This is a genomic window from Streptomyces sp. 4F14, from assembly GCF_048159485.1.
In the GTDB taxonomy this organism is placed as follows: domain Bacteria; phylum Actinomycetota; class Actinomycetes; order Streptomycetales; family Streptomycetaceae; genus Streptomyces.
This window is the reverse complement of sequence record NZ_JBLRVY010000011.1, coordinates 265,479-276,486: the sequence shown is the minus strand read 5'-3', so window position 1 is coordinate 276,486 and position 11,008 is coordinate 265,479. Positions and strand designations below refer to the sequence as shown.

The window sequence follows — 11,008 nt, the reverse complement described above, 5'->3', positions numbered from 1 at the left end:
TACGATTCGTTTACCGAGTGTTACCTCATCCCGCCGCTGTATTGCCGTGACCCACGGCCGCGACTGTCCGCGACCGCGCTGCCCCGGAGGAGACGGGAAACATGTTCGCCTGCGCCCCCGCCCGACCGTCCGATCCCCACGACCCGGACAAGGCCCCCCGCTCCGCGCCCACCGCGCGGGCCCACCGGCCGCACAGCCCGCCGCGCCGCCCGCGTCTCGCTGGTGCCGACGTGTCCGCCTCGATCGCGGTCTTCCTGATCGCGCTGCCCCTCTCCCTCGGCATCGCGCTCGCCACCGGAGCCCCCCTCCAGGCCGGCCTGGTCGCCGCCGCCGTCGGCGGACTGGTCGCCGGCCGCCTCGGCGGGTCCCCGTTGCAGGTCAGCGGCCCGGCCGCCGGGCTCACGGTGGTCACCGCCGACCTCATCCAGCGCTACGGCTGGCGTACGACCTGCGCGATCACCGTCCTCGCCGGATGCGCGCAGCTCGCCCTCGGCTGCCTGCGCGTCGCGCGCACCGCGCTCGCCGTCAGCCCCGCCGTCGTCCACGGCATGCTCGCCGGCATCGGCGTCACGATCGCCGTCGCACAGCTGCACATCGTGCTCGGCGGCAGCCCGCAGAGCTCCGTCCTGGACAACCTGCGCGCCCTGCCCGCCCAGCTCGCCGGACTGCACCCGGCCGCCGTCGCGGTGAGCGCCCTCACGCTCGCGCTCCTGCTGCTGTGGCCGCGCGTCCCCGGGCGCCTCGGGCGGCTGCTGCGGAAGGTCCCCGCCGCGCTCGTCGCCGTCACCGGCGCCACCGCCGTCGCCGCGCTCGCCGGGCTCACGCTCCCCAAGGTCGACCTGCCGTCCTGGTCCAGCCACGCGCTGGCCGGGCTGCCTGAGGGCCCGGTGCTCGGCATCGTCGCCGCCGTCCTGACGACCACGCTGGTGTGCAGCGTGCAGTCCCTGCTGGGCGCGGTCGCCGTGGACAAGATGATCGCCTCCCGGCAGGCGTCCACGCCCGTGGCCAAGAACGGCCCCGGCCCGCTGCCGTCGGCGCCCGCCCCACGCGTGGGCCGCTCCGACCTCGACCGCGAACTGCTCGGCCAGGGCGCCGCGAACGTCGTCTCCGGCGCCCTCGGCGGGCTGCCCGTCGCCGGGGTCGCGGTGCGCAGCTCGGCGAACGTGCACGCGGGCGCGGTGAGCCGGAACTCCACGATGCTGCACGGCGTCCTCGTGGTGATCGCCGCGCTGCTCCTGGTCCCGGTCCTGGAGCTGATCCCGCTCGCCTCCCTCGCCGCCCTGGTCATGGCCGTCGGCATCCAGATGGTGTCGCTGCACCACATCCGTACGGTGACCCGCCACCGCGAGGTGCTGGTGTACGCGGTCACCACCCTCGGCGTGGTGTTCCTGGGCGTCCTGGAGGGCGTCCTCCTCGGGATCGCCGTCGCCGTGGCGGTCGCCCTGCACCGCCTCGCGCGCACGCGCATCACCCACGCCGAGGTGGACGGCGTCCACCGCATCCACGTCCGGGGCCAGTTGACGTTCCTCGCCGTGCCCCGCCTCAGCCGCACCCTCCACCTCGTCCCCCAGGGCGCGCACGCGGTCGTGGAACTGGACGGCTCCTTCATGGACCACGCGGCGTTCGAGTCCCTCCAGGACTGGCACAAGACGCACACCGCGCAGGGCGGCACCGCCGACCTCTCCGGCCGCCGCGCCCCCGCACCCCCGGCGGAGTGCCACTGCCGCCCCTGGACGCCATGGCGCAACCACCAGTGCGCAAGCCTGATGCCGCCCCCTCACGAGGCGGCCGGGGCTTCAGGGCTGGGCGACGGCGCCGCCGAGGCGCCGCAGGGCGAGCACCGGGAGAGCGGCCCGGGGAGCGGGGCCTCGGAGCCGAGGGACAGCGCGGCCGACCACGCCGGTACCCCCACCGGGGCCGGCAACGCCAGTACCCCCACCGGGGCCGGCAACGCCGGTATCCCCACCGGAACCGGCCACACCGACGACCGCACCGGGACCGGCCACGCGAGCGCCCCCGCCGGCACCGGCCCCGGCGCCCCCGGCACAACACCCCCCGACACCCCCGCCCCTCCGCCCAGCGCGCATCAACTCGCCCGCGGCATCAGCGCGTTCCAGCGCAACACCGCCCCCCGTGTGCGGGGCGAGCTGGCGCGGCTCGCCCGGGAGGGCCAGCGGCCGGCGCAGTTGTTCCTGACCTGCGCGGACTCACGCCTCGTGACGTCGATGATCACCTCCAGCGGGCCGGGCGACCTGTTCGTCGTACGGAACGTCGGCAATCTCGTGCCGCTGCCCGGTGCGGAGAGCGGGGACGACTCGGTGGCGGCGGCGATCGAGTACGCGGTGGACGTGCTGAACGTGCGGTCGATCACCGTGTGCGGGCACTCCGGGTGCGGGGCGATGCAGGCGCTGCTGAACACCGAACCGGGTGGCGTGCAGACGCCGTTGAAGCGGTGGCTGCGCCATGGGCGGCCGAGTCTGGAGCGGATGGCCGACGCGGGCCACGCGTGGGCGCGGCTCGCCGGGCGGGCGCCCGCGGACGCGGTGGAGCAGCTCTGTCTCACCAACGTCGTCCAGCAGTTGGACCACCTGCGTGCGCACGACTCGGTGGCCCGCGCCCTGCGCACGGGCGCGCTGGAGCTGCACGGCATGTACTTCCACGTGGGGGAGGCGCAGGCGTACCTGCTGACGGAGGGCGTCTTCGACCACGTGGGGACGACGGACCGGCCGGTCTGATCCGCCCTCCCTCCCCCTGCGCGGCGTATTCGAACCCCGACCCCCCGAAGTGTGAAAGGTGTTACACCCGCTGAACTCCCCTCCCCCGACATCCGTGGGTACGGATGACCCGGCTGGTTCCGGACCCCTACAGGTCTAAACCATTGATCGGCCGACCCTTGTCATCGCCCCCCGGGTCTGATGAGCTGTGGCCTGGGACACAACGGACACCCTGGGAAAGGGAGATGTCGTGAGCAACGAAAGCCTGGCCAACCTCCTCAAAGAGGAGCGGCGCTTCGCTCCGCCGGCTGACCTGGCGGCGGCCGCCAATGTCACGGCCGAGGCGTACGAACAGGCCAAGGCTGACCGGCTCGGCTTCTGGGCGGCGCAGGCCCGCCGGCTGAGCTGGGCCGAGGAGCCGACCGAGACGCTGGACTGGTCGAACCCGCCGTTCGCGAAGTGGTTCGCGGACGGCGCGCTGAACGTCGCGTACAACTGCGTCGACCGGCACGTCGAGAGCGGCCTGGGCGACCGGGTCGCCATCCACTTCGAGGGCGAGCCCGGCGACAGCCGGAGCATCACCTACGCCGAGCTGAAGGACGAGGTCTCCCGCGCGGCCAACGCGCTGCTGGAACTGGGCGTCCAGGCCGGCGACCGGGTCGCGATCTACCTGCCGATGATCCCCGAGGCGGCCATCGCGATGCTGGCCTGCGCCCGCATCGGCGCCCCGCACTCGCTGGTCTTCGGCGGCTTCTCGGCGGACGCGCTGGCCACGCGCATCCAGGACGCCGACGCGAAGGTCGTCATCACCGCCGACGGCGGCCACCGGCGCGGGAAGCCGGCGGCGCTCAAGCCCGCCGTCGACGACGCCGTCGGCAAGGCGGGCGGCGTACGCAACGTCCTCGTCGTGCGGCGTACGGGTCAGGAGGTCGCCTGGGACGACAGCCGCGACCTGTGGTGGCACGACGTCGTCGGACGGCAGTCCACCGAGCACACCCCGCAGGCGTTCGACGCCGAGCACCCGCTGTTCATCCTGTACACCTCGGGTACGACGGGCAAGCCCAAGGGCATCCTGCACACGTCCGGCGGCTACCTCACCCAGGCGGCGTACACCCACCACGCGGTCTTCGACCTCAAGCCCGAGACCGACGTGTACTGGTGCACCGCCGACATCGGCTGGGTGACCGGGCACTCGTACGTCGTCTACGGACCGCTCGCCAACGGCGCGACCCAGGTCATGTACGAGGGCACCCCCGACACCCCGCACCAGGGGAGGTTCTGGGAGATCGTCCAGAAGTACAAGGTGTCGATCCTCTACACCGCGCCCACCGCGATCCGTACGTTCATGAAGTGGGGCGACGACATCCCCGCGAAGTTCGACCTGTCGTCGCTGCGGGTGCTCGGCTCGGTCGGTGAGCCGATCAACCCCGAGGCGTGGATCTGGTACCGCAAGAACATCGGGGCCGAGAAGACGCCGGTCGTCGACACCTGGTGGCAGACCGAGACCGGCGCGATGATGATCTCGCCGCTGCCCGGGGTCACCGAGGCGAAGCCCGGGTCCGCGCAGACGCCGCTGCCCGGGATCTCCGCGACCGTCGTCGACGACGAGGGCAACGAGGTGCCGAACGGGGGCGGCGGCTATCTCGTCCTCACCGAGCCGTGGCCCTCGATGCTGCGCACCATCTGGGGCGACGACCAGCGGTTCATCGACACGTACTGGTCGCGTTTCGAGGGCAAGTACTTCGCGGGCGACGGGGCCAAGAAGGACGACGACGGCGACATCTGGCTCCTCGGGCGCGTGGACGACGTCATGCTCGTCTCCGGGCACAACATCTCCACGACGGAGGTCGAGTCGGCGCTCGTCTCGCACCCCTCGGTAGCGGAAGCGGCGGTGGTGGGCGCCACCGACGAGACGACCGGCCAGGCGATCGTCGCCTTCGTGATCCTGCGCGGCACCGCCTCGGAGAGCGACGACCTGATCGCGGACCTGCGCAACCACGTGGGCGCGACCCTCGGCCCCATCGCCAAGCCGAAGCGCGTCCTGCCCGTCGCGGAACTCCCCAAAACCCGCTCCGGCAAGATCATGCGCCGCCTCCTGCGGGACGTCGCGGAGAACCGCGAGATGGGTGACGTCACGACCCTGACCGACTCCACGGTCATGGACCTCATCCAGGCCAAGCTCCCGGCCGCACCCAGCGAGGACTGAGACCCCGACCGACAGGAACGCTCCCGGCATCGAGAAGACGCCGGGAGCGTTCGCGCGTACGGCTGCCGAGGCGGGGACTTCTGATCGCCGCCGAGTGCGGGTCGTCGGTGGCTGATCGCGCGGTTCCCCGCGCCCCTGAAAGAGCAACTGGTCGCGCCGATACGACATGGTCGCGCCCCCGGAAACACCGGCCCAAGCGCGCCCGCCCCGCCTTCGGTACCCTGGTAAAAGTCGCGTCAAAGGTGCGACAAGATCCCCGGAGGGGATCGTCAAGGTGCGCCGGGAAGTCTGGTCGGCATGTGATCGACATGTCCTCAGACCGGAGGTTTCCGTGGCCACGGCCCGCAGCAGTCGCAAGTTTCTCGGCCGGATGTCGCTGCCCGAGCGGACGTTCGTGGTGGACGCGCTGCGGACGGAGACCGTGGGCGGGGTGCTGCTGCTCGTCGCGGCGGTCGGGGCGCTGGTGTGGGCCAACGTGCCCGCGATCAAGGGCAGTTACGCCGACGTCAGCCACTTCCACCTCGGCCCGTCCGCTCTCGGGCTCGACCTCTCCCTCGCCCACTGGGCCGCCGACGGGCTCCTCGCCGTCTTCTTCTTCGTCGCCGGCATCGAGCTGAAGCGTGAACTGGTCGCCGGGGACCTCAAGGACCCCCGGGCCGCCGCGCTGCCGGTCGTCGCCGCGCTGTGCGGGATGGCGGCACCGGCATTGGTCTACACCATCGTCAACGCCAGCAGCGGCTCCCTGGCCGGGTGGGCAGTCCCGACCGCGACGGACATCGCGTTCGCGCTCGCCGTCCTCGCGGTCATCGGCACCTCCCTGCCGAGCGCCCTGCGCGCCTTCCTGCTGACGCTCGCCGTCGTGGACGACCTCTTCGCGATCCTGATCATCGCCGTGTTCTTCACCGGCTCCCTGAACTTCGCGGCACTGGCCGGCGCGGTGGCGGGCCTGGTCGTGTTCTGGCTGCTGCTGCGCAAAAACGTCACAGGCTGGTACGTCTACGTCCCGCTCGCCGTCGTCATCTGGGCGCTGATGTACAACAGCGGCGTCCACGCGACGGTCGCCGGCGTCGCGATGGGCCTGATGCTGCGCTGTACGACGCGCGAGGGCGAGCGGCGTTCGCCGGGCGAGCGGATCGAGCACCTCGTACGGCCGCTGTCGGCCGGTCTCGCCGTACCCCTGTTCGCGCTGTTCAGTGCGGGGGTGACCGTGTCGGGCGGGGCGCTCGGGGACGTGTTCGGGAAGCCGGAGACGCTGGGGGTCGTGCTCGGGCTGGTCGTGGGGAAGACGCTGGGGATCTTCGGAGGGACGTGGCTGACGGCGCGGTTCACGCGGGCCTCGCTGAGCGAGGACCTCGCCTGGGCGGACGTCTTCGCGCTGGCCTCCCTCGCGGGCATCGGCTTCACCGTGTCGCTGCTGATCGGCGAGCTGGCGTTCGACGGGGACGCGGCGCTCACGGACGAGGTGAAGGCGGCCGTCCTGATCGGCTCGCTGATCTCGGCGTGCTGCGCGACCGTCCTGCTGAAGCTGCGCAACGCGAAGTACCGCCGGCTCGCGGCGGACGAGGAGCGCGACGAGGACGCCAGCGGCATCCCGGACGTGTACGAGCAGGACGACCCCGCCTACCACCTGCGGATGGCGGAGATCCACGAGCGCAAGGCGGCCGAGCACCGCCGTATCGCCCGGGACATGGCCGCACAAGTGCCGGGCGGGACGGGCGCCGCGGACGGGCGTCCGGCATGATCTGACGGAACGGTACGAACCGAGAGCTTGTGAAGAGGACGAGGGAGAACCCGATGAGCGCACCCGACGACACCCCGGTCGGCGCCGAACGCAGCGTCGGACAGCTGTTCGCCTCCGCGACGGCCGAGATGTCCGCGCTGGTGCACGACGAGATCGCGCTCGCGAAGGCGCAGCTCAAGCGGGACGTGAAGCGGGGGGCGATCAGCGGGGGCGCGTTCACCGTCGCCGGCGTCGTCCTGCTGTTCTCCCTGCCGATGCTCAACTTCGCGCTGGCGTACGGCATCCGCACCTGGAGCCACTGGAATATGGCGGTGTGCTTCCTGCTGTCGTTCGCGGCGAACGTGCTGGTCGCGGCGGTGCTGGGGCTGATCGGCGTGGCCATGGCCAAGAAGGCCGCGAAGAGCAAGGGCCCCCAGAAGGTCGCCGCGTCCATGAAGGAGACCGCCGGCGTCCTGCAGAACGCGAAGCCGCACCCGCGTCCCGAACTCGTCGAGGGCAAAGCCCCGAAGGCCGTCGAGGCTGTGGCACGCTCGACATCATGACGGACCCTTCCACAGCGCCCTCCTCGGTGGTACGACCCGACGGTCCCTGGACGCATCGCGACGTCGCCGCGAACGGCGCCCGCTTCCACATCGCGGAGGCAGGCGAGGGCCCGCTGGTCCTGCTGGTGCACGGCTTCCCCCAGTTCTGGTGGACGTGGCGCCACCAGCTGACGGCGCTGGCGGACGCGGGCTTCCGCGCCGTCGCCCTCGACCTGCGGGGCGTCGGCGGCAGCGACCGCACCCCGCGCGGCTACGACCCGGCCAACCTCGCCCTCGACATCACCGGCGTCATCCGCTCCCTCGGCGAGCCGGACGCCGCCCTCGTCGGCCACGACCTCGGCGGCTACCTCGCCTGGACGGCCGCGGTCATGCGCCCCAAACTCGTACGGCGCCTCGCGGTCGCCTCGATGCCGCACCCCCGGCGCTGGCGCTCCGCGATGCTCGCCGACGTCAAGCAGACGACGGCGAGTTCACACATCTGGGGGTTCCAGCGGCCGTGGCTGCCGGAGCGGCGGCTCGTCGCGGACGACGGGGCGCTGGTCGCCGAGCTGATCCAGGAGTGGTCGGGGCCGGTGCCGCCCGACGAGGAGGCGCTGGAGGTGTACCGGCGCGCGATGTGCATCCCGTCCACCGCGCACTGCTCCATCGAGCCCTACCGCTGGCTGGTCCGCTCCCTCGCACGGCCCGACGGGGTGCAGTTCTACCGGCGCATGAAGCGCCCGGTGCGCGTCCCGACGCTGCATCTGCACGGCTCCCTGGACCCGGTGTCGCGGGCGCGGAGCGCGGCGGGCAGCGCGGAGTACGTCGAAGCGCCGTACCGGTGGCGGCTGTTCGACGGGTTGGGGCACTTTCCGCATGAGGAGGACCCGGTGGCGTTCTCGGCGGAGCTGGTGAACTGGCTGAAGGACCCCGAGCCCGACCGGTGAGCACACGCCGTACGGGAACGCTTGTCCTGCGAACAGCCATGTGCCCGGCGCATAGGCCGATTGGGCGCCCTCGGTGAGGTTATCGACCTTGGGGCGGGGGCAGACGTCGGGGTATGGGCTGGACGCACGACTACAGTGACGCAGCACGCAATCGCCGCTCGGCCGACGGCCTGAGCCCCCACCAGCGAGGCAGCGACCCGGGGTTGCCGGGCAGCGAGCTTCGGGTGGGCATTCCGCGCATCCTGCGCCGCAGGGCCCGCTGGGTCTCGGTGCGCCTGCGCCACCCACGAGGCTGACGCCCCGCTCCCCCGCCTACAGCGCGCAGTTGTCGCTGTCGACCTGCTGCGCCGCCGTACGGCCCTGCGTGATGTCCTGCCGGATCTCGTCGGCGGTCAGCGCGTACCCGGTCTGCGGGTCGTCGAGGGACTTCGCGAAGACGACGCCGTAGACCTCGCCGTCGGGGGTCAGCAGGGGGCCGCCGGAGTTGCCCTGGCGGACCGTCGCGTACAGGGAGTACACGTCCCTGCGGACCGTGCCGCGCTTGTAGATGTCCGCGCCGGACGCCGTGATGCGCCCGCGCACGCGCGCCGCGCGGACGTCGTACGCGCCGTTCTCCGGGAAGCCGGCGACGATCGCTCCGTCGCCGCTGCCCGCGTCGTCCGTCGTGAAGCGCAGGGCGGGCGCGTCGAGGTCGGGGACGTCCAGGACGGCGATGTCGCGCTTCCAGTCGTACAGGACGACCTTCGCGTCGTACTTGCGGCCCTCGCCGCCTATCTGGACGGTGGGCTCGTCGACGCCGCCCACCACGTGCGCGTTCGTCATCACGCGGCGCTCGTCGAAGACGAAGCCGGTGCCCTCCAGGACCTTGCCGCAACTCTCCGCCGTGCCCATCACCTTGACGATGGAACGCTTCGCCGCGACCGCGACCTCGCTGCCCGCGAGCGCCGGGTCCGGGGGGTCGACCTCGCGGATCGGCTCGCTGGAGAACGGGGAGAAGACCTGCGGGAAGCCGTTCTGCGCGAGGACCGAGGTGAAGTCCTTGAACCAGGAGTCCGCCTGCACCGGCAGCGTCTCCGACACGCCCAGCAGGACCTTCGAGCCGCGGACCTCCTTGCCGAGCGTCGGCAGCGTCGTCTGCGCGAGCATCGAGCCCAGCAGCCAGGCCACCAGCAGCATCGCCGCGACGTTCACCAGCGCGCCGCCCGTCGCGTCCAGCACGCGCGCGGGCGACCAGGTGATGTAGCGGCGCAGCTTGCTGCCCAGATGCGTGGTCAGGGCCTGACCGACCGAGGCGCAGACGATCACGACGACGACGGCGACGACCGCGGCCGTCGTACTGACCTCCGAACTGTCCGTCAGGGCGTCCCAGACGACCGGCAGGACATAGACCGCGACCAGGCCGCCGCCCAGGAAACCGACGACCGACAGGATGCCGACGACGAAGCCCTGGCGGTAGCCGACGACCGCGAACCAGACGGCCGCGACCAGCAACAGGATGTCCAGCACGTTCACCGCTCGGCGCCTCGCCTATTCAACTCGCCCTCGCTCCAGGTCGGCCGGGGGTCCCGCATCCGGCCGGGGCGGCCGGAGGGGTGCGGCGCTCCCACGGGGCGGCCGGGAGGTTCCCGCATCCGGGGGACACCCTGTCATGACCGCCAGTCCAGCGGGACCTCGTTGGCCTTGTCCCAGGGGCGCTCCCAGCCCGCGTAGTGCACGATCCGGTCGATGACGCCCGCCGTGAATCCCCACACGAGGGCCGATTCGACCAGGAATGCCGGGCCTCGGTGGCCGCTGGGGTGCACGGTCGTCGCGCGGTGCGCGGGGTCCGTGAGATCCGCCACGGGGACGGTGAAGACACGGGCCGTCTCCCCGGGATCGACGACCCCGACCGGGCTCGGCTTGCGCCACCAGCCCAGCACGGGCGTCACGACGAAGCCGCTCACCGGGATGTACAGCTTCGGCAGCACACCGAAGATCTGTACGCCCGCCGGGTCGAGCCCCGTCTCCTCCTCGGCCTCCCGCAGCGCGGCGCGCAAGGGCCCCTCCCCCTGCGGATCCCCGTCCTCCGGGTCAAGCGCGCCACCCGGGAACGAGGGCTGCCCCGCGTGCGACCTCAACGAACTCGCCCGCTCCATCAGCAACAGCTCGGGCCCCCGCTCCCCCTCCCCGAAGAGGATGAGTACGGCGGACTGCCGCCCGCCCCCGTCCTCGGGCGGCAGGAACCTGCTCAGCTGCGCCGGCCGCACCGTCCTGACCGCCCGCACCACCGGGTCCAGCCACTCCGGCAGACCCTCCTCACTGACACTGACCTCCACCGACACCCCGCCGTCCTCCACATGCCGCACGACCACACCACCCCCCGCTCTCTCCCTGACAACGCCCGGCTCCCCCGAGATCGTTCCACCCCACGCGGATGCTCCTCCCCGAATTCAGCCACGATCATGTGGGCGTCCACATTCCGGACATGGAGGGTTTGCTTACGGGGGGGGGCCACGGGGGCCGGTGTGCGGGCGGGGCGGGGAGGCTTCCGGTATGCGGGGCGGCGTGCGGGCGGGGCGGGTTCAAGAGGCAACGGGCGGGAGTGGCGGGGCGCCGAGAACGCCGGTGCGGGTGCCCGGCGCGCGGACGGTGCCGTTTGCCCCTGCCGGTCGCCCGCACACCCGAGGGCGCTGTCGGTTCTTTCCGCGACTGCCCGGCAACCAGCACCCGCGCGCGAGGACACCACGCCGCCCGCGTCCCCCACCCCGGCCTCCGGCCCGGCTCGCTCCCCGCGAACCCGCCGCCTGCTCCGCCGAGCCCCACGAGCCTGCTGCCCTGCTGCCCTGCTGCCCTGCTGCCCTGCTGCCCGCCAGGCTCACGCGGGCTCCCCCGGCGGCCAG

8 protein-coding genes are annotated in these 11,008 nt (G+C 72.4%); 6 read left to right on the top strand and 2 right to left on the bottom strand.

The genetic code is table 11. The features are described 5' to 3' along the window. Window positions 1-101 precede the first annotated feature (101 nt). The 6 genes from ACLZOT_RS21610 (at window position 102) to ACLZOT_RS21585 (ending at window position 8,425) form a co-directional block, all read left to right on the top strand. The gene (locus ACLZOT_RS21610; protein WP_416970625.1) at window positions 102-2,735 is read left to right on the top strand and encodes a bifunctional SulP family inorganic anion transporter/carbonic anhydrase; all 2,634 of its coding nucleotides are present in this window, start codon (window positions 102-104) and stop codon (window positions 2,733-2,735) included. 229 nt (window positions 2,736-2,964) lie between these two features. Continuing rightward, entirely contained in the window at window positions 2,965-4,920 is a 1,956-nt protein-coding gene (acs, locus tag ACLZOT_RS21605; protein WP_416970624.1) for an acetate--CoA ligase, read from the top strand. A 370-nt stretch (window positions 4,921-5,290) separates the two neighbouring features. Continuing rightward, the gene (gene nhaA, locus ACLZOT_RS21600) at window positions 5,291-6,661 is read left to right on the top strand and encodes a Na+/H+ antiporter NhaA (RefSeq protein ID WP_416970664.1); all 1,371 of its coding nucleotides are present in this window, start codon (window positions 5,291-5,293) and stop codon (window positions 6,659-6,661) included. Between the two features lie 53 nt (window positions 6,662-6,714). Further along, window positions 6,715-7,203, top strand: coding sequence for a phage holin family protein (locus tag ACLZOT_RS21595; protein ID WP_416970623.1), 489 nt, complete (start codon window positions 6,715-6,717; stop codon window positions 7,201-7,203). Continuing rightward, window positions 7,200-8,129 (top strand): alpha/beta fold hydrolase, encoded by a 930-nt coding sequence (locus tag ACLZOT_RS21590; protein ID WP_416970622.1) that lies wholly within the window; start codon window positions 7,200-7,202, stop codon window positions 8,127-8,129. Before ACLZOT_RS21595 ends, ACLZOT_RS21590 begins: the two co-directional genes overlap by 4 nt. Before the next feature lie 113 nt (window positions 8,130-8,242). Beyond that, window positions 8,243-8,425, top strand: a complete 183-nt coding sequence (locus tag ACLZOT_RS21585; protein ID WP_416970621.1) for a hypothetical protein — start codon at window positions 8,243-8,245, stop codon at window positions 8,423-8,425. Between the two features lie 16 nt (window positions 8,426-8,441). Here the strand turns inward: ACLZOT_RS21585 and ACLZOT_RS21580 are convergent, their stop codons facing one another. Together ACLZOT_RS21580 and ACLZOT_RS21575 are read right to left on the bottom strand one after the other, a co-directional pair. After that, window positions 8,442-9,641 carry a MarP family serine protease gene (locus ACLZOT_RS21580; protein ID WP_416970620.1) on the bottom strand — a complete coding sequence of 400 codons (1,200 nt, stop codon included), beginning with the start codon at window positions 9,639-9,641 and terminating at the stop codon, window positions 8,442-8,444. Between the two features lie 134 nt (window positions 9,642-9,775). After that, the gene (locus tag ACLZOT_RS21575) at window positions 9,776-10,474 is read right to left on the bottom strand and encodes an NUDIX hydrolase (RefSeq protein WP_416970619.1); all 699 of its coding nucleotides are present in this window, start codon (window positions 10,472-10,474) and stop codon (window positions 9,776-9,778) included. Window positions 10,475-11,008 lie beyond the last annotated feature (534 nt).